Here is a 25,533-nt window from a genome sequence, read left to right on the forward strand (position 1 = left end):
GGCGGTCGGCATCTGCACCGGCCGTGCGGAACGTCCGCAGAGGAGGTCACGGTGGAGTACCGATCACCGTCGACGGGGCGCCGGATCCGGGCGGTGCTCTTCGACACCTTCGGGACCGTGGTCGACTGGCGGACCGGCATCGCCCGGGTGGTCGGCACATTCGCCGAACGGCACGGTATCGAGATCGACGCCACCACGTTCGCCGTGGCCTGGCGCGCGCAGTACCAGCCGGCGATGGAGAGGGTTCGGTCGGGCGCGCGCGCCTATGTCAGCCTGGACACCCTGCACCGCGAGAACGTCGACGTCGTGCTGCGGCACGCCGGATTCGACGCGGGCGACTTCTCCGGCGACGCTCTGGACGAGCTGGCGAGGTCATGGCGCCTGCTCCCGCCGTGGCCGGACAGTGTGGCCGGAATCGCCTCGGTGAGAAGCGATTTCATCGTCGGCCCGCTGTCGAACGCGAATACGTCGCTGCTGGTGGAGATGGCCAGGTTCGCCGGCCTGTCCTGGGATGTGGTCCTCGGCTCGGATGTCAGCCGCGCGTACAAACCCGATCCCGCAGCCTATCGCGCGCCCGCCGCGCTGCTCGGGCTCGACGTCGGCGAGGTCATGCTGGTGGCGGCCCACAACTCTGACCTCGCCGCCGCGCGTCTGGTCGGCATGGCCACCGGGTTCGTGGCTCGCCCGTTCGAACACGGGCCGGGGCAAACCGTCGATCTCACCCCGGCCTCGGACTGGGATATGTCGGCGTCCTCGATCACCGAATTGGCGGGACTGCTCGGCTGCGCCGTTCAGTTGCCAAGGACGGTCACGTAATTGGCGACGGCGAGACCGCCCATGTTGTGCACCAACCCCAGGTGCGGCCGCCGAACCTGCATGTCCCCGGCGCGACCCGACAGCTGCAGCGCCGCGAGGACGTGCTGGGACACCCCGGTCGCACCGACGGGGTGTCCCTTGGCCTTTAGTCCGCCCGACACATTGACCGGCAGCTTGCCGTCAGGAAGGACCCAGCCTTCCTCGATCGCCCGGCGCCCCTCGCCTGACGGGGTCAGTCCGAGCATCTCGTAGCACAGCAACTCGGCGATAGTGAAGCAGTCGTGAACCTCCGCGAAGGACAGATCGCCGATGTCGGCACCGGCCATGTCCAGCGCGATGTTCACGGCCTTGCGCCCGCCGGCGAATTCGAGCGCATCGCGGCGGTCGGTCTCGAGATAGTCGTTGGCGTGGCCGAAGCCGCGCACCACGGCGAGGGATTCGGCCGAATCCCGGCGCAGGATCAGGGCGGCGGCACCATCGCTGACCAGTGAGCAGTCGGTGCGCCGCAACGGATCCGCCACGATCGGATTGCGTTCGGACACCGTGGAACAGAACTCGACGCCCAGATCCTTGCGGACCTGGGCCCATGGATTCGCGCAGCCGTTGCGGTGGTTCTTGGCGGCGACGGCGCCGAGAACGTCGCCCAGCCACGCGTGCCCGTCGTAGCGCTGCGCGTACTGCCGAGCGATATCGGCGAACACCCCCGCGAACCCCGTCGGGGAGTCGGTTCCGGCGAGTACCGGGTCGGCGCCCAACAGCGCCCGCGCCACCTGCGCACCGTCGGCATGGGTCATCTTCTCCACGCCGACGACCAGCACCGTGTCGGCCAGCCCCGACAAGATGGAGCGTAAGCCCTGGTGCACCGCGGCCGAACCCGATGCGCACGCGTTCTCGACCCGGGTCATCGGGATGCCGTACAGGGCGGATTCGGCGCTCAGCGGTAACGAGGAGGGAAATGCGAAGGGTGTGAGGCCACTGTTGAACTGCGAGACGAAGACCTCGTCGATCTCCGCCGGATCGATGCCCGAATCCTTGATGGCGCCGATCGTCACCTGCTCGACAAGGCTTGTGACGGTCTCGTTTTCGAGCTTTCCGAACGAGGTATGAGCGACACCGATGATGCCGATGTTCGAAGTGGCTGATGGGGTCATCGACTGCTCCTCAAGTTGGCGGTGACCTGACGCTAAGTGGTGGCCGTGCGCGCGGCGTGTCCCATCTTCGGACAGTGCTCAGGCGGTGATGCCGTAGGTCTTGAGCTTTCGGTACAGGCTGGAACGCGACATGCCCAGGTGTGCCGCGGCCGCCACCCTGTTGCCGGCGGCCTCCTGCAACGCGGTGACGATCGCGTCGCGCTCGGCCACCTCCAGCGGAGTGAGCGTGTGCCGCGAAACCGTCTGGCAGTACGCGGGCAGATCATGGTCCTGTATCTCGCCGACCGGGCGGCGGCGCACCGCATGGACGAGCGCCTCCCGCAGCTGGGAGATGTTGCGCGGCCACGAGTATCGGCAGATGAGACGCTGCGCGTCGGGGCTGATCCTGACCTTCCGATCGGGCGCGATGCCGCGTAACAGCGCCAAGGTGATGGCAGGCAGGTCGTCGGTGCGACATCGCACCGGCGGCACCGTGATCGACGCTTCGAAATGGTAGAGCAGTTGGCGGAACGGCAGGTCGGATGTCGCCGCCGACTCCGAGGCGGTCGCTACCACCCACACCGGACCGTCCATCGACTCGACCGCGGAAAAGTAGGCCTCGAGACGCTCGACGCCGTCGGTGTTGGCCTGGTCGATGTTGCGCACGATGTGCACGGCCGGCTCATCCGGGTTGCCCAGCAGCGAACTGATGTCCGACGGCGGCCCCTCGGCCCCAAGTTGCGTCGCGTCGAGTGAGACGCTGCGCACCCCTGGATAGACCGCATGCACGAGTTCGGCCACCAGGGTGAACTTCCCGGCGCCGGGCTCCCCCACCACCAAGGCGGGCCGCTGGTGTTCCAGCGCCTCGCGGAGTTCGTCGCAGGCGCGCAGCCACGCGGGCGCTCGCCCACCGGTCAGGCTGTCGCGCGAGCGCGACAGGCCGTCGGCGATTCGCGAGGTGTGCAACGTCGTGAACACGATCTGCGGGAGGTGCTGCTCGCTGAACTCGGCCGGCGTTGCGCGGCGTTCCGCCCGCGCCCGGTCGGCGGTCACCACCATGCCCGCGACCTCCGAACCCGCCAGGATGCGGGTGCCCCGGATATGCACGAGGCGGCCACCCGGCAGGGGCAGGGTATCGCTGGCACGGTCCTTGCTGGCCATCAGGAAGGTGGCGTGCTCGCGCAGTATGCGCTGTTCGTCGGCGTCGAACTGCTGCTGGGCGGCGGTGTTGGCGATGAACACCGAGTCGCCGAACGCGAAGACGGGCTGTCGCGCGGAGCGGGCCGTCACGCGCAGGTAGGTGTCGAAGATCGCGCGCTGCGATTGGCCACGGTCGAGCAGCAGGTTGCTGCTGATGTCCTTGGCGGCGCTCTTGACCAGCGTGTGCATCAGCGGGCTCCAGGCGTGCGACAGCGTCGACACGTCCAGCACACCTTCGACGCGACCGGTCACCGGGTCGATGATCGGGGCGCCGGTGCACGCGAAAAGGTGCAGGTTCTCGCTGAAATGCTCGGGCCCGACCACGCTGATCGGCTGACCGGCTTCGAATACGGTGCCGATCCCGTTGGTGCCCATCGTCGATTCGGAGTAGTCGAATCCGGGCGCCAGGTAGACCCGGTCGAGCAGCCGGGCGACTGCGGCCGAGCTGTCGATGCGTTCCACCACCCGTGCCTTGTTGTCGGTCAGGGCGATCACCAGCGGCATGTCGGCGGTGTCGATTTCCAGCTGCTCCAGCACCGGGCGCGCGCAGCGGACCAGCAACGAGCTGGTGTCGACCTCCCCGGCGAACTCGCTACTGGGGTGGGACACATCAACCCCCGCGGCCTGGCTGCGCTCCCACGACGCCGCCACCACGTCGGACACCCCCGCCGCGCCCGACCCTCCGTACTCGAGGAAGTCCGCGCGGGCAGCGGCCACTCGAAGCATCCGGGCTGGGCTGTTGGGCATCGCGGCTCCTGGGTCGCACAGGTCGGTCACGCACCGGTCACTTACATAGTGAACGAGACATGAATCACATCCAAGGCGAAGGGTGTCCGATCTTGGGACACGCCGACCCGGTGAGACTTCGCCAACGTTGTGGGCAGCGATGTGGCACAGGGCACATGCACCGAGCACGCCACGTCCGAGCGCTCATTTCCGACGGAGCCAGGCCATGAACGGAGCGATATGGGAACCCTCATCAACATCGACAACGGTGGAACCCTCACCGACATCTGCGTGTGGGACGGCAGCGCCTTCACCTTCACCAAGACGCTGACCACGCCACACGACCTGTCCGAATGCCTGTTCACCGGGATCGAGAAGGCGTCGCAGGCACTCTACGGCGACGCGGACATCACCCGGCTGCTGCACGACGCCGAACACATCCGCTATTCGACCACCCAGGGCACCAATGCCCTGGTGGAACGCCGGGGGCCGATGATTGGCATCCTGACCTCGATACCGGGTCTCGAGGCGGCGATGCAGCAGAGTGCCGCGGAGCAGAAGCTGTTCTTCGGTCTGGTCGCCGACCGGATCCTAAGCATCGAACCGGACGGCAGCGACGTCGATGCCGACCTCGACTTCGACGCCGTGCAGAAGATCAACCGCCTCACCACGCTGGGCGCCGCACGGGTGGTGGTCGCCGGGTCGAGCCCCGAGGACGAGCGCCGGCTGCGCCATGTCCTGCTGCGCAAGTTCCCCCGGCATCTGCTCGGGTCGGTTCCGCTGATCTACAGCTGGGAACTCGCGGGCGACCGCAATGATGCGCGCCGGGTCTGGTCGTGCGTGGTGAACTCCTTCCTACACCCGACGATGGAGCGCTTCCTCTATAGCGCCGAACGCCGGCTTCAGGCCTTTAAGGTGATCAACCCGCTGCTGGTGTACCGCAACGACGGCGCATCTTCTCGGGTCGCGAAATCGATTGCCCTCAAAACGTATTCGTCGGGTCCGCGGGGCGGGCTGGAGGGCACGGCGGCGCTGGCGAAGGTGTACGGCCTCGACCACGCGCTGATGATGGACATCGGGGGCACCACCACCGACGTCGGCGTGGTCGAGAGCGGCGCGGTGGCGGTCGCCGACCGCGGCGGTATCGCGGGCGTGCACATCTCGTACGCGATGAGCGACGTCTCCTCCGCAGGCGTCGGCGGTTCCTCGGTGATCCAGGTCCTCGACGGAACGATCGTGGTCGGACCCCAGTCGGTCGGTGCGGCGCCCGGTCCGGCGTGCTTCGGTTTCGGCGGGAAGCAGGCCACCATCACAGATGTCAACCTGCTGCTCGGTGTACTGGACGCCGACACCTACCTGGACGGCACGTTCACCCTCGACCCCGCCCGATCGCGCGCCGTGATTACCGAATCGATCGCCGAACCACTGGGAATCTCCTTGGAAGAGGCGTTGATCCGGATGGAGAGCGCCTACTTCCAAGCCTTGTCGGCGTCGTTCGCTTCGCTCGTCGCAGACAGCACGACGCTGCTGGCCTTCGGCGGTGCCGGGCCGATGAGCGCCACCGGGGCGGCCAGGCTGGCCGGTGTGACGCAGGTCCTGATCCCGCGGACCGCGGCGGTGTTCTCGGCGTTCGGGATCTCGTTCTCCGACATCGGCAAGACCTACGAGGTGATCGTCGCCGAACCCACCACCGAGTCGGCACGGCAGACACACGACGCGCTGTTGACCCGCGCCGAGCGGGACATGTTCCAGGAGGGATATTCGCTGGACGAATGCGAAACGTCCTGGCGGCTGCTCGTCGAGGGTCTCGACGGCGGCAGGGTTTCACATCTGCCGTACCAGCCCGGTGACGAGGTCGACTACCCGGGCAGCGTGGTGTCGTTGCAGCTGACCGCCGCCGCACCTCTCCCCCACCCGGTACTGTCGCCGGACGCGTCGGCGGATGCAGACCCGGCTCCGACGGTGGGACGCCGGCGGGTGCGCTCGGCGGCCGATCGCGTCGACGATGTGCCGGTGCACGTGCTCGACGAACTCAAGCCCGGCCACCGCGGCGAAGGGCCCGCGATCATCGAGGGCCCGTTCTTCACCGCGCGGGTGCTGCCGGAGTGGTCGTTCCGGGTCACCGCCGCGGGCGACCTCCTGCTCACCGACACCGCATCCTGATCCGCCGTCTACCGGTATTTCCGACCGCCGACCGACCCGATTTACTGACAGAAAGGAAGACTCCCGTGCGAGTCCCCATGACCGAATACCTCGTCATCGACCTGGACACCGAACGCTGGGTCTGCCGCGTGTGCGCCCACGACATGGGTTCGGCACACGGCAACTACAAGCCGGGAACCCTGGTCTTCGACCGCGATCCCCGTGAGATCCACCAGCCGGTCATCGATCCCGAACGCTACGAGTACACCTTCAGCCCGGATCCCGCGTACTGCCGGATCCTGGAGTACTACTGCCCCGGCTGCGGCACCCAGATCGAATGCGAATACCTGCCCCCGGGTCACCCGCCGAGTATTGACATCGCCGTCGACATCGCCGCGCTGCGCAAGCAGTGGGAGGAGCGCGGCGTGGACGCCGAAGCCGTGCACAACTACGGGCCGGGCGAGGACGCCCAGAAGTACACCGCCGCGCTCCGCGCGAAGACAACCACCGCGCTCCGCGCGAAGACAACCACCGCGCCCAAGGCCGCCGGCCATCCGCATTGATCCCTCGACAGACCTGTACAGGAGAACACAAGAGATGAAACGTATTTCGGTCGACATCGGTGGAACCTTCACCGACTGCTTCTTCGTCTGGGACGACATCTATATCGACGCCAAGGCACTGACCACCCACCACAACCTCGCCATCGGGTTCAACGACGCACTCGATCTCGCCTGTAAGCGGGCCGGGTTGGACCGCTCCACGGTGCTCTCCGAGGTGGATTCCGTGCGCTACGCCACGACGCTGGGCACCAACGCGCTGATCGAGCGCAACGGCCCCAAGGTCGCGGCGATCGTCACCCACGGCTTCGAGGACACCATCCCGTTGTCCCGCGGCCGCGGCTACGGCGAGGGCCTGGATTACGCGATGCAGCAGAACCTTCCGGCCGCCGAACGACCGGAACCGCTGGTGCCCCGGGCGATGATCCGCTCGGTCAAGGAGCGCGTGAACTCTGCGGGAAAGGTGGTGGCGCGGCTGGATCCCGACGACGTCCGCACCGTGGTGCGCGAACTGGTGGACGCCGGCGCGGAGGCGATCGTGGTGTCGCTGGTCAACGCGACCGAGAACGCCGAACACGAGCTGGCGATCCAGGAGATCATCCTCGACGAGTTCCCGCCGCACGAACTGGGCGCCATCCCCGTGCTGCTCGGCCATCAGGTGTCGGGCCGCAAGGGTGAGTACGTGCGCGCCACGTCGACGATCATCGACGGCTACCTGCACGAGATCATGTTCCACGCGCTGGCCCAGCTGTCGAGCAATCTGCGCGACTTCGGCTACGACAAGCCGATGCTGGTCATCCACAACTCCGGCGGCATGGCGCAGATGAACTCCACCGATGCGCTGCAGACCATCCACTCCGGCCCGATCGCCGGTGTCGGTGCGGCCGAACACCTCTCGAACGAGACGGGAATCGGCCACGTCATCGCCACCGATATGGGCGGCACCTCGTTCGACATCGGTCTGGTGCCCGAGGGCGGGGTGAAGCACTACGACTTCCTGCCCACCATCGACCGCTGGCTGGTGTCGGTGCCGATGGTGCACCTGGACACGCTGGGCGCAGGTGGCGGCTCGATCGCCAGCTACGACCGCATCCACAATTCCGTCAAGATCGGCCCCAAGTCGGCGGGTTCGAACCCGGGCCCGGCGTGCTACGACCGAGGCGGGCTGAAGCCCACCGTCACCGACGCCGACCTGCTGCTCGGCTACCTCGACCCGGACAACTACGCCAACGGCTACATCAAGCTCAACCCGAAGCGCTCGCTGTTCGCCATCGAGGAGGAGCTGTGTGACCACCTCGACATGGACCCGATCGACGTCGCCAGGGTGATCAAGGACGGTGTCGACGAACAGATGGCCATCGGCATCGGCAAGGAACTGCGAGTGCGCGGCTACCTGCCCGAGGACTTCACGATGCTGGCCTACGGCGGCAACGGCCCACTGCACGCCTGCGGCATCGCCCGCCACGCCGGTATCAAACGTGTTCTGGCGCCGCCATTCTCATCAGTGTTCTCGGCGTGCGGCGCGGGCAACATGAAGCAGCTGCACTTCCACGAGCGCGGTGTGCACGTCACGATGTACAACGCCACTACCCGGGCGCTCTACGACGACTACGACGAATTCAATGCCGTCGTTGAGGAACTGGAGGCCCGCGGCCGCGAAGACCTGATCCGGCAGGGCTTCTCCGGTGAGGATGTCCGCTACCGGCTGGAGCTGGACATGCGCTACGGGAACCAGCTGCTGACCCAGGCCGTCGCGCTGAGCGACATCCGCCGCATCACCGGCGTCGGTGACGTGCTGGGGATCATCAAGACCTTCGGTGACGTCTACAGCCACCGCTTCGGAGCGTCGTCGGCCGCACCGGAGGCCGGAATCCGCTGTAACACCGTGCGGGTCGCCGCCTACGTCGACGGCGACGTGGTGAACTTCGACTCGCTGGGGCACGGCGGCGCGCGGACCGCACCCACGCCGGTGGGCAGCCGCAAGGCGTACTTCATCGGCATCGACACCCCGATTGACACCCCGGTGTACGACCAGGGCGCGCTCGGTCCGGACCGCGTCATCGCCGGCCCCGCGATCGTCACCACCGAGAACACCACCTTCCTCGTCGAACCCGGTTGGCGGCTGGAACCCACCGCCCAGGGCGCCGTGTGGTTCCTGCAGGACTGAAAACCCCAGAGTTAAGGACAACAAGACATGACCGCAGTCAACGACCGCCCGGCCGCCAGCCTCACCGCCGAGGAGCAGCAGTGGGTCGATCAGTTCATGGACGAGACCACGCTGTTCCTCGGCCCCGACCGGGAGATCATGCGCAGCCACAGCATCTCCGAACGCTCACTGCACGAGGAGGTGGCCATCGCCGCCGGCGTGGACCGTCTGCAGGTGGAACGGATCCGCAAGCGCATCGCCGGCGCCCTGGACGAGGGGTACGAGATGTGCGAGGCCCAGGGCGCCGCCCCCGGCGCCAAGTGGGGTGACCTCACCACCGCGATCTACACCGCCTCCGGGGACGTGTCCTACCTGTCGTGCCACGGCGTGATCGCGTTCAGCGCCATCCTGCACCACCCGATCCGGTACGTGATGAAGTACTGGAAGGACGAGCCGACCGTCGGCATCAACCCGGGCGACGGGTTCATCCACAACGACGCCCGGTTCGGCAACGTCCACAACACCGATCAGTCGATGATCATGCCGATCATCCGCGACGACGAGATCATCGCGTGGGTGGCGGCCACCATCCACGAGGGTGAGAACGGCGCCTGTGAACCCGGCGGCATGCCGTCGGGTTCGGAGACGGCGTTCGACGACGGCCTGCGGATGAGCCCGTTCAAGATCGTCGAACGCGGTGAGCTGCGCCGGGATCTGCTGACCTTCCTGCAGCATTCGGTGCGCGACCCCAAGCTGCAGCTGGCGGATCTGAAGGTGAAGATCACCGCGGTGCGCAAGATCATGGAGCGCATCGACAAGGTGATCGACGAGGTGGGGGTCGACACGTTCGTCGCCGCCCTGCGCACCACCGTCGAGGACGTCGACGCCGAGGTGCGCAGGCGCATCGCCGAACTGCCGGACGGCACCTACCGTTTCGACCAGTTCATGGACAGCACGCTCAAGGAGAACATCCTCATCAAGTTCGCCTGCAAGATCACCGTCAAGGGCGACCACATGACCGTCGACCTGCGCGGAACCGGACCGGAGATCCTCAACCGGGCCATCAATTCGCCGCTGTGTTCGGTGAAATCGATGATGATGCAGGCGATCTTGGCGTTCTGGTGGCCGGACCTGCCGCGCTGCACCGCCGCGATGAGCTGCATCGAGATCGTCTCCGACGAGGGCACCTGGGCCGACGCGTCATACGACGCCCCGATGGGGCAGTCGCTGCAGGCCTCCTTCCGCGGCTTCTCCTGCATGCAGGCGCTCTACAGCCGGATGTCGTTCTCCACGCCGCACAAGTACTCCAACGTGGTGTCCAACTGGTTCAACCAGATCAACACGTTCCTGTGGGGCGGCATCACCCAGCACGGCGACATGGTGGGCAACCTGTGCGCCGATCTGAACGGGATGCCAGGTGGCGCAAAGCCGTTCCGCGACGGCGAGGATGCCGTGTCGCCGCTGTTCTGCGCGATGGCCGACACCGCCGAGCAGGAGGTGATGGAGGAAGAGGTGCCGTTCATGCAGCTGGTGGCCAAGCGGCTGGTGCGCGACAACATGGGCTTCGGCAAGTTCACCGGCGGGATGGGCTACGAGATGATCGTCGCCGCCGAGGGCACCCCGCAGTGGGGTTTCATGACGGTGACCTCCGGCGCCAAGTTCTCGTCGATCTACGGGATGTACGGCGGCTACGGGTGTGGCACCTATCCGCTGGCCATGGTCAAGGGCACCAACGTCTACGAGCATTTCCGCCGGGACAACAAGAAGTTCGACCTGTCGATGGAGAAGGTGATGAACGAGCGACCCTTCCCGGACGGCCGCTACTCCACCTACCACATGGGCCTGCAGTTCGACCTGGCCAAGGACGGCGAGCTGTACATGATCAGCCAGGGGGCGGGCGGCGGTTACGGCGATCCGCTGGAGCGGCTGCCCGAGTCGGTGGTGCGCGACGCCGAACTCGGCCGGATCAGCCAGAAGGTGGCCGAGGAGATCTTCGGGGTGCGCTATGACCCCAGGACGTTCCGTCTCGACGTGGCAGGCACCGAAGCCGCGCGGGCCGGTGCCCGCGCGGCCCGGCTGCAACGCGGTAAGCCGTTCGCCGAGTTCTACGAGGAGTTCGTCACCCCGGAGCCGCCGAAAGACCTGGCCTACTACGGATCGTGGGGCGCCTGGACCGAGGACAACCAGGACATCACGGCCACGGTCTACACCATCGACGGCCCGGATCGGGTCACGGCGCCGCTGGCCGAACTGCCGATCGTCATGGTGCCCGACCGCCGCGAGGTCAAGATCGGCAAGCTCGAGGCGCGCATCGCCGAACTGGAGGCCAAGTACGGCGAGAACGTCGACCGGCTCACCTGAAACCGGTGGCGGTCCCGGAGGGGGCCCGGGGCCGCCACCGTCCCTGCGATGTTGAAGGACTTCCATGAGTGTGAAATCGCTTGTCGCCGCCGCGCCCACCGGGCGCATCCGGCCACTGCTGATCGACGACGCCGACTACTCCACCGCGGTGATCCGCCAGGGCGCACCCATCCCGTGGACCGACACCACCCTGATGGCCGGGCATTTCGGCCAGGTCAGGGGTCTGCTGGATCCCGATGCCCTGTGGATCGACGTCCGGCGGATGCACGCCGCACACACCGGCGCACGGCCGGAACTGGCCACGGCGATGGGTGCGCGGAGCCGCACCGGCTACCCGCTGCGCACCCTGCTGGCCGACGGCCCGCTGCTGGCGGCGACCGTCGAGGTGCTCGAGACTGTCGCGAAAACCGCACGGCGGCAACTGATCCTGCATCTACCGTCGCCCGCGTCCTGGCTGGTGTCGGCGCATCAGGTGGCGGGTACGCCACTGGACGGTGTAGACGCCGACCGAGCGGACGGCGCGTCGATGTACATGGCCGAATGGCTCGGCAGGCTGGGGACGCTGCCGGTGGCCCTGGTGCTGCTCGACAGCAGGGACGCGCAACTGCCCGAGGCGCCCTACACCGCCCTGGCCAACGTGACATCGCACTTCGACTGGTCGCTGGCCGTCTGGGATGCCGACGGAATCCACACGGCCACCGGCGATCCCGCCATCGGGGTCATCGCGCCCGAATTCTGGACCGCGGGTACCGCCGACATCCCCGAAGCCGAGGTTCTCGTGACGACCATCCCGTCGACGGCGCCGCCCGAACTCGTCCTCGACCAACTCGCGAAACTGAACTGAAAGGCGGCCATGGACAAGACCGTTGCGACCGCGACCGAGGCGGTGTGCGATATCGGCGATTCGGTGCTGCTGGCCACCGGGGGGTTCGGCGTCTGCGGCATCCCCGCGACACTGGTGGCCGCGCTGGCCGAGCGGGGCAGCCGGGACATCACCCTGGTGTCCAACAACTGCGGCATCGTCGGCGTCGGAAACTCATTGTTGTTGGAGAACAGGCAGATCCGCCGCCTCATCGCGTCCTACGTCGGAGAGAACAAGGAACTCGAACGCCAGTACCTCGCCGGCGAGGTGGAGATCGAGCTGATCCCGCAGGGCACACTGGCCGAACGCCTGCGCGCAGGCGGCGCCGGCATCGCTGCGTTCTACACCCGAAGCGGCGTCGGCACCCAGATCGCCAGCGGCGGCTTGCCCATCCGCTATGCACCCGACGGCACCGTCGCGATCGCCTCACCGCCCAGGCCGGAGGGGCGGTTCAGTTGGGACGGAGCCGCCCAGACATTCGTCCTCGAGGAAGCGCTGCGGCCGGACTTCGCGCTGGTCCACGCCTGGAAGGGCGACCGCCACGGCAATCTGATGTTCCGCAAGGCGGCGCGGAACTTCAATCCGTTGTGTGCCATGGCGGCGAAGGTCACCGCGGCTCAGGTCGAGGAACTCGTCGAGCCGGGTGAGCTCGATGCCGATGCCATCCACCTGCCCGGCATCTACGTGGATCGGGTGTTACCGCTGACTGTGGCCGATATCGCGGCCAAGGGCATCGAACGGCGCACGGTGCGGGCGCGCGACCTGGGAGCGGCCTGATGGCCTGGACCCGAGATGAAATGGCCGCTCGGGCGGCCGCCGAGCTGCGTGACGGCGACTACGTGAACCTGGGCATCGGCCTGCCGACCCTGGTCCCGGGGCATGTCCCCGACGGTGTGCACATCGTGCTGCAGTCGGAGAACGGCATTCTCGGGCTGGGCCCCTACCCCTATGAGGGTGACGAGGACCCGGACCTGATCAACGCGGGCAAGGAAACCGTCACGACCACGACCGGCGCGAGTTTCTTCGACTCCGCGGCGAGCTTCGCGATGATCCGCTGCGGCAAGGTCGATGCGGCGATCCTGGGCGGGATGCAGGTGAGTGCGCGCGGCGACCTGAGCAACTGGGTGGTCCCGGGCAAGCTGGTCAAGGGCATGGGCGGAGCGATGGACCTGGTGCACGGCGCTCGCAAGGTGATCGTGCTGATGGAGCACTGCGCCAAGGACGGCTCGCCGAAGATCCTTACCGAGAACACCTTGCCGCTGACCGGGCAGGCGGTGGTGGACCGCATCATCACCGATCTCGGCGTCATCGATGTCACCGTGGACGGCCTGCGCCTGGCGGAGCGGGCGCCGGGAGTGACCGTGGCCGAGATCCGCGGCCGCACGGGTGCGCCCCTGGCGTCTTGACAGGGATTCATGCGAGATCCACGTTTTGCAGACGTCCATTCGCACGTTGTCTGCAGAAGGTGGATCTCGTGGCTGCGGGAGGCGATGATTGTCTCATCGCGGTGCCGGGGCACAGTGGGTGTCGCAGTGGGTATTGTCGAGTCATTCTCACTCGACGAGGGACGTGTTAAGTGATGCGGGCGCCCCGTGACCCTTGGCGCGCAATGTCGCCGAACCCCGGCGACGCCCGCGGTCCACACTCCGAGCCGCTAGCGGTCCTGCTCGTCGAGGACGATCGCGCCGATGCGTTGCTCGTTGAGGAGTTGATCGCCGACGCCGCGGTCGACATCCGCACGGTGTGGGCGCAGACGATGGCGGAGGCCGAGCGTCAGCTCGCGTCCGCGCACCCGGACTGCGTGCTTCTTGACATCCACCTGCCCGACGCCGACGACGTGGAGGCGATCAAGCGGATCGCAAGGCAGGACGCAACGGTCCCGATCGTCGTACTGACCGGCCTCAGCGATGAACACTTCGGCGTCTCCGCGCTGGCTTCCGGTGCCCAGGACTACCTCGTCAAAGGCCGGGTCGAACCGGACATGCTGCGCCGCGCACTGCTGTACGCGATCGAGCGAAAGCGCGCCGAGCTGACCGCGGTGGACCTGCACGCCAGCCAGCTGCGGGCGGTGGAGAACGCCCGCCTGGAGCGGGGCCTGCTGCCCTCCCCCCTGCTGCTCGAGAACCCGGGCGTCGACATTGTCGCCCGCTACCGACCCAGCCGGGAGAATGCGCTGCTCGGCGGGGACTTCTACGACTTCGTCCAGACTCCGGACCGCACCGTGCATGTCATGATCGGCGACGTCGCCGGCCATGGACCCGACGAGGCGGCCCTCGGCGTCGCACTGCGCATCGCCTGGCGCGCGCTGACGTTCGCCGGCCTGCGCGGACCCGACCGGATGCGTGAGCTCGACCGGATCCTGCGCACCGAACGCGCGGGCAGCGGAATATTCGCCACGGTGATGAGCCTGGCGATACCACCGGAGGGCCCGCAGATCACCGCGGTGCGGGCCGGTCACCCTGGTATGTTGCTGCACCACCGCGGCAAGGTCGAATGGGTCGAGCCGCCCGGCGCGCCGGCGCTGGGACTGAATTCCGGGGACTGGGTGGCCGACCACGTCGACCTGCCCGTCGGTGCCGGGCTGGTTCTGCTGACCGATGGCGTGTTCGAGGGGCACACCGGCGCGGGCAACGAGCGCCTCGGCGAACAGGGGCTGCTGGAACTGGCCCGCTCGATCGCGGACCTGCCGGGCGCGGCTTTCGTCGATGCGCTCATCGACGCGGCCGAGCGCCTGGCACAGGCCCACGGCGGGATCAGCGACGACATCGCCGTCGTGCGGGTGGAGCGGACGGGTACGTGACGTCATCTGCGGGGGCGCCGCGCGGTTCGCAGCTCACCGTTGCCGGTTGGCTCGTCGCCGTCCTCTCGGTGATGGGCGCCGTGGTGCTCGCCGGAGCGGTGGCCGCAGCGATCCTGCTCAATCACACCGACGACGTGTCCAGGCAACTGATCGATGAGATACAGCCGGCGCGAGTCTCGGCGTATCAGCTGCAGGCGGCGCTGCGGGACCAGGAGACCGCCGTCCGGGGTTATCTTATCGCCGCCGACCGGCAGTACCTCGGCCCGTACTACGACGGGCAGCGGGCCGAACGCCAGGCTTCCGACGAGATCAGGCGACGGATCGGCGACCGGGACGAGCTGATCGCCGATCTGCAGCGCATCGAGGAGGCCTCGGCGGAGTGGCGGCGGGCCTATGCCGAACCACTGATCGCCGGTGTGGTCCCCGGCAGGCCCAACATCGTCGCCAGCGGGACCGCGGTCCGGGGAAAGGCCGAATTCGACAGTATCCGTGAGCTTTTCGACAGGCAGAACGAGGATCTCGCGGCGGCGCGCAACGCCGATATCGCCAAGCTCGAACGGGCGCGCGCCTGGCGGGACGCGGTTCTGGTCGCCATAGGGGTGACCGCAGCGCTCACCGCCATCCTGCTCGCGATCCTGGTCCGCAGCGCCGTCACCCGGCCGCTCGGTGCGCTGGCTGCGGCGTGCAGGCGCATCACACAGGGCAACTTCGACACCAGGATCACCCCGCGGGGCCCCAAGGACATCCGGGCCATCGCCGCCGATGTGGAGGACATGCGGCAGCGGATCGTCGACGAGCTCGGCGCCTCCAGGGAAGCCGCGCAGCAGCTGGCCGAGCAGACCCAGGTGCTCGACGAGCAGGCGGTCGAATTGCGAAGATCCAACGCCGAACTCGAGCAGTTCGCCTACGTCGCCTCGCACGATCTGCAGGAACCGCTGCGGAAGGTGACCGCGTTCTGCCAGCTTCTGGAAAAGCGGTACCGCGACAAGCTCGACGATCGCGGCGTCGAGTACATCGCCTTCGCCGTCGACGGCGCGAAGCGGATGCAGGTACTGATCAACGACCTGTTGGCCTTCTCGCGCGTCGGCCGGCTCAACGTGACCCAGGCCGATGTGGAGTTGGACGCGGTGCTCGACGACGCCCTGGCCAATCTCGACACCGTGCTGGCCGAGGCGCGCGCCGAGATCGTGCGTCCCCCGGCTGGTCTTCCGCACACGGTCGGCGACCCCACCCTGCTCGGGATGCTCTGGCAGAACCTCATCGGCAACGCTGTCAAATTCCAGCGCGGTGACACCGCGCCCCGCATCGTCATCGACTGCCAGGCCGGCACCGGCGATCACGACGGACAATGGCTGATCACCGTGTCCGACAACGGTATTGGCATCGGTGAAGAGTTCGTCGACAAAGTATTCGTGATCTTCCAGCGGCTGCACGGACGCGATGCCTACCCTGGGACGGGCATCGGTCTGGCATTGTGTAAGAAGATCGTCGAATATCATGGCGGCACCATCTGGATCGACACGACCTACACCGCCGGAACCCGCTTCCGCTTCACCGTGCCAGCCCGCATCGATGAAACACCGAAGGCCTTCTTGGAGGGAACACACCAATGAAATCGGGTGGTCGCGCCATTGACGTGCTGCTCGTCGAGGACGATCCCGGGGATGAGTTGATCACGCGGGAAGCCTTCGAGCACAACAAGATCAACAACAATTTGCACGTTGCCCACGACGGCGAGGAGGGGCTGGATTTCCTGTACCGGCGCGGCGAGCACAAGGATGCGCCGCGGCCCGATCTGATCCTGCTCGATCTGAACCTGCCCAAATACGACGGGCGCCAGCTGCTCGAACGCATCAAGTCCGACACCGAACTGTGCCACATTCCCGTGGTGGTGCTGACCACGTCCTCGGCCGAGGAAGACATCCTGCGTAGCTACAAACTGCATGCCAATGCCTATGTGACCAAACCCGTCGATCTCGATCAGTTCATGATCGCGGTCCGGCAGATCGACGAGTTCTTCGTCCAGGTGGTTCGGCTGCCGCAGCCCTGAGCGTCACGGGCGTTCGAAATGCTGGTAGTCGATGGGTGAGCGCCAGTGGCCGCCCCAGCGCCAACCGCGATCGGTGAATGCGAGGATCGCTGGATCTCCATCGTGTAGCAGCCCCGGGTCGATGCGGTCACGGTCCACGTAGGGGCCAGCGTTGGCGGGTTGGAAGGCGCCGCGCGCGTCGATGTAGGGGTTGAGCTGAGGGTTGACGTCGATCGCGCGGCCGTAGGCATGTTCGGACCACCGACCGGTTCCGGGGATGTCCCTGCAGTTGAACGCCGATGTGTTGTTGTCCCTCATCGACAGCTCATCGTCTGCGCCGGGATAGTGGTCGGCGGTCTGCATCCGCTCGATCGGATAGTCGATGGCGCGCAGCTGCGCGAAGATGTCGATGGTCTCGGCCACCAGATCCTCGTGCACGATCAGGCTGCCACGATGGATCTCGGCGTCGAAGCCGAGATGGTCGAGTTCCACCCGTCGTAGACGCTCCGGCCCGAGCGGGCAACCGGGCCGCCACGTCGCACCCAGCTCGGCGGCGGTCACGGGATGGACCGTCGCCGGTAGCGATTCTCGCCGCGGCGGTTCGGCGGCAGGCGGGCTGGTGATTGCCGGCGGCGCCGTCGTGGGCGCCAGTGTCGGGGTCGGGTTCGCCTCGATCGGCGGCGCGGAGGGCGCGGCGCACTGCGGCAGGGCCGCGACCGCTGCGGCGGCGAGTGTCACACGGATCATCTTGCGCGCCAACGGCTCCGGCCGAGCGGCACGCCCGGAATTGACCGGCGAATGTGGATCGGCGGCGGGCCGGCGGGCGATCACGCCGGCCGTTGCGGGTGCGCCTCGCGATTGGCCACGGTCACGATCGAGGTCAGCAGCCCGGGCAGCGCCGCGTTGATCTCGTCGGCCCGCAACCGCTGGTGCGGCAGCCCGTCGACGATGGTCCGCTCGACCAGACCCGCCTCGCGCAGGATCTTGAAGTGATGCGTCGCGGTCGACTTGTTGATTCCGTCGTAGAGCGTCGAGCACTGCAGCGGGGTGCCCGCGTTGCTGAGTCGACGCACCATCTCCAGCCGCACCGGATCCTGGAGTGCGGCCAGTACTTGGTGAAGCGGTACGCGAATCCCGGCGGATTCGACCGCGGATTCGATGTAGCCCGCCGCCGTCGGCCCCGTCATCGCGTGCCCTCCATGGAGTTTGATGATCATCAAACCCGGCGTATGCTCGACAAGGTTTGATTGTTGTCAAACCTACCTCATGGGAGTGGTCGAAGTGGGTGGCGTGGTGGATCATGGGCCCGGCAATGACACGCAGCGCTGGGCTTACCCCCTGCTGCTCGTCCTCAGCGGTGTGGCACTGGGCGTGTCCGGCATGCCCGCGCCGCTGTACGGCATGTATCAGAGGGTGTGGCATCTGACGCCGCTGGCGACGACGATCGTGTTCGCGGTGTACGCCTTTGCCGCGTTGGCGGCGGTGCTCGTCGCCGGCCGCATCTCCGATGTGGTGGGCCGCAAGCCCGTGCTGGTCGGTGCGCTGATCGCGATGATCGTCGGGCTGGGCGTGTTCCTTCTGGCCGACAGCATGGCGCTGCTCGTGCTCGCGCGTGCCATCCACGGCGGCGCGGTCGGCTCCATCGTGGTGGTGGGCGCGGCCGCGCTGCTGGACCTTCGGCCGCATCACGGCCTGCGGACCGGCCAACTCAGCGGCGTCAGCTTCAACATCGGTATGACGGTTGCCGTGATCGGCTGCGCGCTGCTCGCGCAGTACGCTCCGCACCCGATGCGCACGCCGTACGCCGTGGTCGCGGCCGTCTGCGTGCTGGTCGGCATCGGGGTGCTGGCCCTGCGCGAAACCCACACGGAGCGCTCCGGTGGCCCCATCCGCATCGCCAAACCATCTGTGCCGCAGGAGATCCGCGCGGACTTCTGGTTCGCCGCGCTGGGCGCGACGGCATCCTGGTCGGTGCTGGGGGTGCTGTTGTCCCTGTATCCCTCCCTGGCCGCGCGGCAGACCCACATCGACAATCTGGTGTTCGGTGGCGGGGTGGTCGCGATCACCGCGTTCGCCGCCGCGATGGCGCAGCTGGTCGCCACCCGGGTCCCGGCCCGCCGCGCGGCGATCGTCGGTGACCTAGGGATGGCGATCGCGCTGCTGCTGACGGTGCCGGCCCTGATCACCCACCTGTGGGTGCTGGTGTTCGCCGCCGCCGCGGCGCTCGGCGCGACCTTCGGGCTGGGCTTCGGCGGATCGTTGCGGCACCTGTCCGACGTGGTGCCCGCCGGACGGCGCGGGGAGACGATGTCCGCCTACTACCTGCTGGCCTACACGGGCATGGCGATTCCCACCATCCTGGCGGGCTGGGCGGCGACGCGGTGGTCCCTGGCCGCGGTGTTCCCCTGGTTCGCGAGCGCGGTCGCGGTGGCCTGCCTGGCCGCGGCGGCCGTCGGCGCGTCGTCGTCCCGCCGAATAGCCGCCCACGGCTGAGCGGATGTCAGCGGATCGGATGCTCGATTCGGCCGACGCCCTCGATCTCGAGTTCGAGGCTGTCACCGGGGTGCAGCCACCTGTCGCACTCCATGCCGCTGCCGCCGACGAACGTGCCGGTCCCGAACAACTCGCCGGGATGAAGCGATTCGCTGGCCGAGGCGTGCGCGAGCACCTCGCCCAGCGAGTACCTGGCGGTGCCCGCCGCGGGCCGGGCGATCACCTCGCCGTTGATCCGCACCGTCGCACGAAGCTCGCGCCACCTCGGCAACACCGCATCGGCGACCACCGCGGTCTGCGACAGCGACCCGGCGAAGTGTTTGGCCTTCTGCGGACCGAAACCGCTTCTCATTTCCGCGATCTGGACATCGCGGGCACTGAAGTCGCACACCACCACGAACGCCCCGATCGCCCGCTCCGCCTCGGCCGGGGTGGCGTCGCGCAGCGGTGCTTTGAGCACAAAGCCCAGCTCCAGCTCGTAGTCGAGCGCTCGTGAGTAGCCGGGAAACGCGACCGGCACCCCGCTCGGGACGAACGTCAGGGCATTGCCCATGTAATAGATCGGCTGCCGATACCACAGCGCCGCGGGCCAAAACGGGCGAAACGGCCTGCGGGTCACCCGTTCCGCCACGGCGGCCAGTCGTGATGCCGCGGGCAGGAATCGTCGTGCGTAACCGCGGCTCGCGTCGACAGTGTGCTGCTCGAACAGCATGAAGTCGCGAAACGACAAGGGCTGAAACGGAAGAACGACATCCCCGTCGGTTGCTCCCGAAGCGGTGGCGTGCTGCCACTCGAACGCCTCGGTGAAGGGCGACGCATATCCCGGCGTCGATTCGGGATCGGCTGATTCCCACGGCGCATCAGGATTCACACGGGATTCGGTGCGCAGGCCGGAACCCGCGAGCCTGCGGCGAAACTGCATCGTCAACCCCTCTGCCGTGCCGGACCGGACCGGCCACCAACCTATCCAACCGGGTCCGTGCGCACGGCCACCCGGCCGTGGCAAGCTCGCACCGTGGAGCCACCGCAGCCCGATCCGGACCTGCCGCACCTCGCCGACGTCGTGCCTTCACTGCTGGCCGCGATGGGCGTGGCGGGTTTCGAGCCACGGATCACGCTGCCCGGCGGCGTCGCCGGGGTCTGCGTGCTGCTGATCGATGGCCTCGGCGCCGAGTTGCTCGACACCCACGCCGACGACGCGCCTACCCTTGCCGCGCTGCGCGGCCGCACCCTGCAGGTCGGCTTTCCCTCCACCACCGCCGCCGGCCTGGCCGCCATCGGAACCGGCAGACGCTCCGGTGAGCACGGCATGGTCGGCTACTCCTTCCGCCTGGACGACGCTGGCGTCGTCAATGCGCTGCGGTGGCGGCCCCACCCGTGGGGCGACGATCTGCGTGATGCGTTCCCGCCCGAGCAGGTACAGCCCATTCCCACCACGTTCGAGCGGGCGGCGTCGGCTGGCGTCTCGGTCAGTGTCGTGTCCGGCGCGGAGTTCGCGGGTTCCGGTCTGACACGGGCGGTTCTGCGCGGCGGTCGCTACATCGGCATCGGCGACCTCGGTGATCTCCGGGGCCTGGCCACCGCGGTGCTGTCGGCGGTCGCGGGCCGCGGCTTCTGCTATGGCTATCACGGGGCGCTGGACATGGTGGGCCACCTGCATGGGCCAGGGTCGCCCCCGTGGCTCATGCAGCTTCGGCAGATCGATCGCCTGGTCGAGGTGCTGGTGAATGGGCTGCCACGGGGCGGGATGCTCGCGGTGGTGGCCGACCACGGCATGGTGGCCGTCGACCCTGCCGACGTCGTCGACGCCGACAGTTGCCCAGCGTTGCAGGACGGTGTGGCGGCGATCGGCGGCGAACCTCGCGCTCGGCACGTCTACACCGTCGACGGCGCGGCCGCCGATGTGCTGAATGCGTGGCGGGAGACGTTGTCCGGACGCGCGTGGGTGCTGCCCCGGGAGCAGGCGATCGCCGCCGGCTGGTTCGGCGATCGCATCGACGACCGCGTCGTGCGGCGGATCGGCGATGTCGTCGCGGCGGCATGCGGCTCGGCGGCGGTTGTGCGGCGCATCGTCGAGCCGTTGGAGTCGTCGCTGATCGGGCAGCACGGGTCGGTGACCACGGCGGAGCAACGGGTCCCCCTCCTCGTGGCGGCGCGATGACGAGCCTGGTTTCTACTTCCTACACTGAAGCGACTGAAGCGTCGGTCGACGGCAGCGCGCTGAAGGGGGATGGCTGGTGGGAACGCGGTGGCAGAGCACCGGCGCTCCGCGTGGCGATGATTACGACGCCCGCTGGCGCGACCTGATCGAAGCAGGCCAGAACATCCACGGCGAGGCCGATCTGGTCGAGGCGCTGCTGCGCGAGTCCGGCGGGACGCGGGTCATGGACGCCGGCTGCGGAACCGGCCGGGTGGCGATCGAACTGGACCGGCGCGGCTTCGCGGCGGTGGGCGTCGACGCCGACCCGGCAATGCTCGCCGGGGCCCGCGCGAAAGCCCCCGGGCTGTCCTGGGTCGAGGCGGACCTGGCCGAACTGCCCGGCCCGGCAACCGAATTCGACCTGATCCTGCTGGCGGGCAACGTCATGATCTTCCTCGAACCGGGCACGGAGGGCCGCGTGCTGCGCGGGCTCGCGGGCCGGCTGGCCCCGGCGGGTCTGCTGGTCTGCGGGTTCTCGATCCGGCCGGATCGGCTGGCGCTTCAGACGTACGACCGGCTCGCCGAGCAGGCCGGTCTGCGGGCAGTCGATCGGTGGGCGACCTGGGATCGCGAACCATTCACCGGCGGTGACTACGCGGTGTCGGTGCATCACAGGCCGGGGTAGCCCTCCCCTCGCCGGTGCCGAGGCCGTCTACCGTGGTCGCGTGATCGTGCTGCTTCCGCCCTCGGAGACCAAACGTGCCGGCGGCGATGGTCCGCCACTTCGCCTGAGCGACCTCAGCTTCCCCGCGCTTGAGTCGTTGCGCAAAGAGCTCGTGGACGAACTGGTCGAGCTGGCTGCCGACCGCGACGCGAGCAGGCGCGCACTTGGCCTCAACCCGTCGCAGGACGCCGCGATCGAGCGTAACGCCCGGCTGCGTGAATCGCCGACGCTGCCAGCGATCGGCCGCTACACCGGGGTGCTCTACGAGGCGCTGGACGTCGGGTCGTTGCGGCCCGGCGAGGCAGCGCGGGCGGATGCCCGGCTGGTGATTTGCTCTGCGCTGTTCGGGATGTTGCGCGCCGCGGACCCGGTGCCCGCCTACCGGCTGTCGGCGACGTCGAAGCTGCCGGAGCAGCCGACCCTGGCCACCCGCTGGCGGCCGGTCCTCGATCCCCTGCTGGACCGGCTCGGCTCCGAGGAACTTGTGGTCGACCTGCGGTCCGGGTCCTACGGGGCACTGGGCCGGTTGCCCGGCGCGGTCAGCGTCGACGTGCGCGCCGAGCACCCCGACGGAACCCGCACGGTGGTAAGCCATTTCAACAAGGCGCACAAGGGCAGGCTGGCCCGGGTGCTGGCCACGACGCGGTCCGAACCCGGCGATGCCGGCGCGGTGGCCCGGATGGCGCGCCGGGCGGGAATGCGGGTGGAGTGCCACGGCCGTGCACTGACCGTGGTGGTGCCAGCCTGACCCGAGGGCGGGGAATCCGGTCGAGGCTGCACGGAGTAACTTGACGCTCGTGAGTGATGACGCTGACCGTGTTGAGCGCGTTGTTCATGCGAGCCGCAGCATCGAGGTGCCCGCGTCGGAAGTGTTCGAACTGATCGCCGATCCGGCTCAGCAACCGCGCTGGGACGGCAACGACAACCTGGTGGAGGCGCAACCGCACCAGCGGGTGTGCGCGGTCGGCGACGTGTTCACCATGACGCTCACGATGGGCGGTGTCCGGGAGAACCATGTCGTCGAGTTCGACGAGGGCAGACTCATCGCCTGGCGACCCGCCGAGGTCGGGGCCGATCCGCCCGGTCATCTGTGGCGGTGGGAACTGCAACCGCTCGGGGAGCGGCGGTGCCTCGTCACGCACACCTACGACTGGACCCAACTGCGCGACGAGGCGCGGCTGCCCCGGGCGCGCGGCACGACAGCGGAGAAGCTGGCGGCGTCGATCGACAGACTCGCCGCGCTTGCCGAGAGCGTATCGACACCACCGGCGTAACTACTCGAAAGGGACCGCCAGGATCCCTGTCGCGAGTTTGCCTTCCGTCGTTGTGGCGTCGGCCGGGCGAGATAACAGAAAACCTTGTGCGCGTAGGCAACCCAGATTCAGCAGAGCCCTGTACACGGCCGGCGTCTCCACCCCTTCGGCCACGACGTCGAGCCCAAAGGCGTCCCCGAGGGCTAGGATCGCCCGCACGATCGCCAGGTCGCCCGCATCGTCGACGATCTCGGAGACGATGCGCCCGTCGATCTTGACGGAGTCCACCGGCAGCGACTTCAGGTGTGTGAATCCGCTGAAGCCGGTGCCGAAGTCATCGATCGCGATGTTCACGCCGATATCCCGCACCGCGCCGAGGGTCCTGCGTGTCGTGTCGATGTCGAGCACCACAACGCCTTCGGTGATCTCCAGACGCAGTGCGGCAGGGGGTATCTCGAACTCATCGAGGGTGTCGGCCACGGATTCGGCGAAGCTGGTCGACAGCAGCTGCACCGGCGAGACGTTGATGGACAACGTGATGTCGTGCCCGACGCCGGTGGAACGCCATTTCCTGAAGTCCGCGCACGCGGTGCGTATCACCAGTCTGCCAAGGGTGGCGGCCCGGTTGATCGACTCCGCGACGCCCATGAAGGACGCGGGCAGCAACAGGCCACGGGTCGGGTGGTGCCAGCGGGCCAGGGCCTCGACGCCGAGAATCCGCCCGGTGCGCATGTCGACCTCGGGTAGGTAATGCAGGACCAGTGCGCCGTCATTGCTGTCGAGGGTGTCCGCGAGATGCAGCGCGACGTCGTCGCGCGCGGCGTTCTCCGGCGATGCATCCAGGGTGAGCACCGCGATCTTGGAGCGGCCCGCCTGCTTGGCTGCCAGGCCCGCCTGGTCCGCCCGGCGCAGGAGGTCCGACGTGGTGTCGTGGCCGGGCACCCCCACTGCGACACCGATGCTGACGGTTCGGGCCAGCACGGCGGAGTCGATGACGACGTGCTCGTGCAGGCGCGTCTGCAGCCGGTGGGCGAATTCGCGGGCCGCTTCCACCCCCATCGCCGCGGCAGGCACGACGACGAACTCATCACCCCCGACGCGGGCGGCGAGCGCCTCCGTCGCGATGTCCTCGCGCAACCGCTGGGCGAACACCTTGATGAACCAGTCACCCGCGTCGTGGCCGAGATAGTCGTTGATCGCCTTCAACCGGTCCAGGTCGAGATAGAGCACCGACACCGGTCCGGGCTCGCCCTCGCGCAGCCGGTCGTCGAGGTGGGTGATCAACGCCCTGCGGTGCAGCAGGCCGGTGAGGTCATCGGTGATGAACCCGAGTTGCTCCTCGGCGGCGATGCGCGCCTGCAACTGGGCGAACAGCGCCGCGATGGTCTGTAGTGGATTCAGTTCGGCGGCGGTCCAGTCCCGGTCGCCGTATTTGACGAAGCCGAGCGTTCCGGTGGTGACATTTCCCGACAGCAGGGGCACGCAAGCCAGTGAGACCGCGATGACGCCGGTGGCCGCGTGGATGCGCCGCTGGAACCGTTCGTTCTCCGGGCCCGGGCGCAGCACCGTCGGTGCCTTGAGATGTTCGGCCATGGCGAAGACCTGGTCGGCTTCGGCGAAGTGCACGACGCCGATCGGATCCGGATCCGGCACATGATCCCGTGGAGGCCACTGCGCCACCAGCGTCGTCGTGCGCGTGACGTGGTCGTTGTAGCGGAGGAACCCGGTGTCGATGCCCAGCTGGTCAACGAGGTGAGCAAGCACCCGCTCGCAGACGGCGCTCGAATCCGCCTTCGTGGCCGCCATGAGCTCGGCGGCGGCCGCCATGACGACCGAGTCCAGGCTGGGTTCCATGGATGTGCTGTCCACCACCGTCACGCGCACCGACAGTGGTTCGCCGCGGCCACGGGTTGACCGACGCTACCCCCGTCGCACACCACTGCCGCCCGCATCGTCCACCCATCCCTGTCTTCGACGTAGCCGTCGTAATCATCCCTGCGAACGAACACCTGCCGAGCGCTGCTTCGACGACCTCTAGCTACCCGTGCTAAGCACACGCCACACCCATCAAACACCACCGGCGCGTGGCGCGCGCACACTTGGCAGTTTGCTGCCTCACAGAGCGGACGTGCCCTCGTCAACCATCGTGAC

Annotated in this window: 22 protein-coding genes; 16 read left to right on the plus strand and 6 right to left on the minus strand. The window is 68.0% G+C overall.

Going from position 1 to position 25,533, the window contains the following annotated elements:
• The first annotated feature begins 51 nt into the window (after positions 1-51).
• Entirely contained in the window at positions 52-816 is a 765-nt protein-coding gene (locus tag ADBZ6K_RS06435; RefSeq protein WP_526345052.1) for a haloacid dehalogenase type II, read from the plus strand.
• Here ADBZ6K_RS06435 and ADBZ6K_RS06440 read toward each other — a convergent pair.
• Entirely contained in the window at positions 792-1,967 is a 1,176-nt protein-coding gene (locus tag ADBZ6K_RS06440; protein ID WP_526345053.1) for a thiolase family protein, read from the minus strand. The genes ADBZ6K_RS06435 and ADBZ6K_RS06440 overlap by 25 nt on opposite strands.
• 78 nt (positions 1,968-2,045) lie before the next feature.
• Positions 2,046-3,893 carry a sigma-54-dependent Fis family transcriptional regulator gene (locus ADBZ6K_RS06445; protein ID WP_526345054.1) on the minus strand — a complete coding sequence of 616 codons (1,848 nt, stop codon included), beginning with the start codon at positions 3,891-3,893 and terminating at the stop codon, positions 2,046-2,048.
• 219 nt (positions 3,894-4,112) lie between these two features.
• Between ADBZ6K_RS06445 and ADBZ6K_RS06450 the strand changes: the two genes are divergently transcribed.
• The 10 genes from ADBZ6K_RS06450 (at position 4,113) to ADBZ6K_RS06495 (ending at position 16,793) form a co-directional block, all read left to right on the plus strand.
• On the plus strand, positions 4,113-6,035 hold the full coding sequence (locus ADBZ6K_RS06450) for a hydantoinase/oxoprolinase family protein (protein WP_526345055.1): 1,923 nt from the start codon (positions 4,113-4,115) through the stop codon (positions 6,033-6,035).
• Between the two features lie 65 nt (positions 6,036-6,100).
• Positions 6,101-6,577 (plus strand): acetone carboxylase subunit gamma, encoded by a 477-nt coding sequence (locus ADBZ6K_RS06455; RefSeq protein ID WP_526345056.1) that lies wholly within the window; start codon positions 6,101-6,103, stop codon positions 6,575-6,577.
• Between the two features lie 34 nt (positions 6,578-6,611).
• On the plus strand, positions 6,612-8,741 hold the full coding sequence (locus tag ADBZ6K_RS06460) for a hydantoinase/oxoprolinase family protein (RefSeq protein WP_526345057.1): 2,130 nt from the start codon (positions 6,612-6,614) through the stop codon (positions 8,739-8,741).
• 27 nt (positions 8,742-8,768) lie between these two features.
• Positions 8,769-11,081 (plus strand): hydantoinase B/oxoprolinase family protein, encoded by a 2,313-nt coding sequence (locus ADBZ6K_RS06465; RefSeq protein WP_526345058.1) that lies wholly within the window; start codon positions 8,769-8,771, stop codon positions 11,079-11,081.
• Positions 11,082-11,145: 64 nt separating this feature from the next.
• Positions 11,146-11,925, plus strand: a complete 780-nt coding sequence (locus tag ADBZ6K_RS06470) for a hypothetical protein (RefSeq protein ID WP_526345059.1) — start codon at positions 11,146-11,148, stop codon at positions 11,923-11,925.
• Between the two features lie 9 nt (positions 11,926-11,934).
• Entirely contained in the window at positions 11,935-12,720 is a 786-nt protein-coding gene (locus ADBZ6K_RS06475) for a CoA transferase subunit A (protein ID WP_526345060.1), read from the plus strand.
• Positions 12,720-13,349, plus strand: a complete 630-nt coding sequence (locus tag ADBZ6K_RS06480; RefSeq protein WP_526345061.1) for a 3-oxoacid CoA-transferase subunit B — start codon at positions 12,720-12,722, stop codon at positions 13,347-13,349. The genes ADBZ6K_RS06475 and ADBZ6K_RS06480 overlap by 1 nt, the downstream gene beginning before the upstream one ends.
• A 203-nt stretch (positions 13,350-13,552) precedes the next feature.
• On the plus strand, positions 13,553-14,743 hold the full coding sequence (locus tag ADBZ6K_RS06485) for a PP2C family protein-serine/threonine phosphatase (RefSeq protein ID WP_526345062.1): 1,191 nt from the start codon (positions 13,553-13,555) through the stop codon (positions 14,741-14,743).
• 71 nt (positions 14,744-14,814) lie between these two features.
• Entirely contained in the window at positions 14,815-16,356 is a 1,542-nt protein-coding gene (locus ADBZ6K_RS06490; protein ID WP_526345269.1) for a sensor histidine kinase, read from the plus strand.
• Positions 16,353-16,793: a response regulator gene (locus tag ADBZ6K_RS06495; RefSeq protein WP_526345063.1), complete on the plus strand. Its 441-nt coding sequence runs from the start codon at positions 16,353-16,355 to the stop codon at positions 16,791-16,793. The genes ADBZ6K_RS06490 and ADBZ6K_RS06495 overlap by 4 nt, the downstream gene beginning before the upstream one ends.
• Positions 16,794-16,796: 3 nt before the next feature.
• On the opposite strand, the gene ADBZ6K_RS06500 is transcribed toward ADBZ6K_RS06495, so the two are convergent.
• Both ADBZ6K_RS06500 and ADBZ6K_RS06505 read right to left on the minus strand, forming a co-directional pair.
• Positions 16,797-17,519, minus strand: a complete 723-nt coding sequence (locus ADBZ6K_RS06500; protein ID WP_526345064.1) for a M15 family metallopeptidase — start codon at positions 17,517-17,519, stop codon at positions 16,797-16,799.
• A gap of 80 nt (positions 17,520-17,599) precedes the next feature.
• Positions 17,600-17,989: an ArsR/SmtB family transcription factor gene (locus ADBZ6K_RS06505; protein WP_526345065.1), complete on the minus strand. Its 390-nt coding sequence runs from the start codon at positions 17,987-17,989 to the stop codon at positions 17,600-17,602.
• A 49-nt stretch (positions 17,990-18,038) separates the two neighbouring features.
• Here ADBZ6K_RS06505 and ADBZ6K_RS06510 point away from each other — a divergent pair, with 49 nt between their 5' ends.
• A complete protein-coding gene (locus ADBZ6K_RS06510; protein WP_526345066.1) occupies positions 18,039-19,265 on the plus strand; it encodes an MFS transporter in 1,227 nt (408 codons plus the stop codon).
• Between the two features lie 7 nt (positions 19,266-19,272).
• On the opposite strand, the gene ADBZ6K_RS06515 is transcribed toward ADBZ6K_RS06510, so the two are convergent.
• Positions 19,273-20,187, minus strand: a complete 915-nt coding sequence (locus tag ADBZ6K_RS06515) for a fumarylacetoacetate hydrolase family protein (RefSeq protein WP_526345067.1) — start codon at positions 20,185-20,187, stop codon at positions 19,273-19,275.
• A gap of 93 nt (positions 20,188-20,280) precedes the next feature.
• Between ADBZ6K_RS06515 and ADBZ6K_RS06520 the strand changes: the two genes are divergently transcribed.
• The 4 genes from ADBZ6K_RS06520 to ADBZ6K_RS06535 all read left to right on the plus strand — a co-directional run bounded on the left by ADBZ6K_RS06520 (position 20,281) and on the right by ADBZ6K_RS06535 (position 23,403).
• Positions 20,281-21,426 carry an alkaline phosphatase family protein gene (locus tag ADBZ6K_RS06520; RefSeq protein ID WP_526345068.1) on the plus strand — a complete coding sequence of 382 codons (1,146 nt, stop codon included), beginning with the start codon at positions 20,281-20,283 and terminating at the stop codon, positions 21,424-21,426.
• Between the two features lie 76 nt (positions 21,427-21,502).
• Complete coding sequence (locus ADBZ6K_RS06525) at positions 21,503-22,090, plus strand: class I SAM-dependent DNA methyltransferase (RefSeq protein WP_526345069.1); 588 nt, start codon at positions 21,503-21,505, stop codon at positions 22,088-22,090.
• Between the two features lie 40 nt (positions 22,091-22,130).
• A complete protein-coding gene (gene yaaA, locus ADBZ6K_RS06530) occupies positions 22,131-22,877 on the plus strand; it encodes a peroxide stress protein YaaA (RefSeq protein ID WP_526345070.1) in 747 nt (248 codons plus the stop codon).
• A gap of 49 nt (positions 22,878-22,926) precedes the next feature.
• Positions 22,927-23,403 (plus strand): SRPBCC family protein, encoded by a 477-nt coding sequence (locus ADBZ6K_RS06535; RefSeq protein WP_526345071.1) that lies wholly within the window; start codon positions 22,927-22,929, stop codon positions 23,401-23,403.
• Here ADBZ6K_RS06535 and ADBZ6K_RS06540 read toward each other — a convergent pair whose 3' ends face one another.
• Entirely contained in the window at positions 23,404-25,236 is a 1,833-nt protein-coding gene (locus tag ADBZ6K_RS06540) for a putative bifunctional diguanylate cyclase/phosphodiesterase (protein ID WP_526345270.1), read from the minus strand. It lies immediately after the preceding gene.
• Positions 25,237-25,533: the final 297 nt, after the last annotated feature.

Origin of the sequence: Mycobacterium sp. (assembly GCF_044223235.1) — a bacterium.
In the GTDB taxonomy this organism is placed as follows: domain Bacteria; phylum Actinomycetota; class Actinomycetes; order Mycobacteriales; family Mycobacteriaceae; genus Mycobacterium.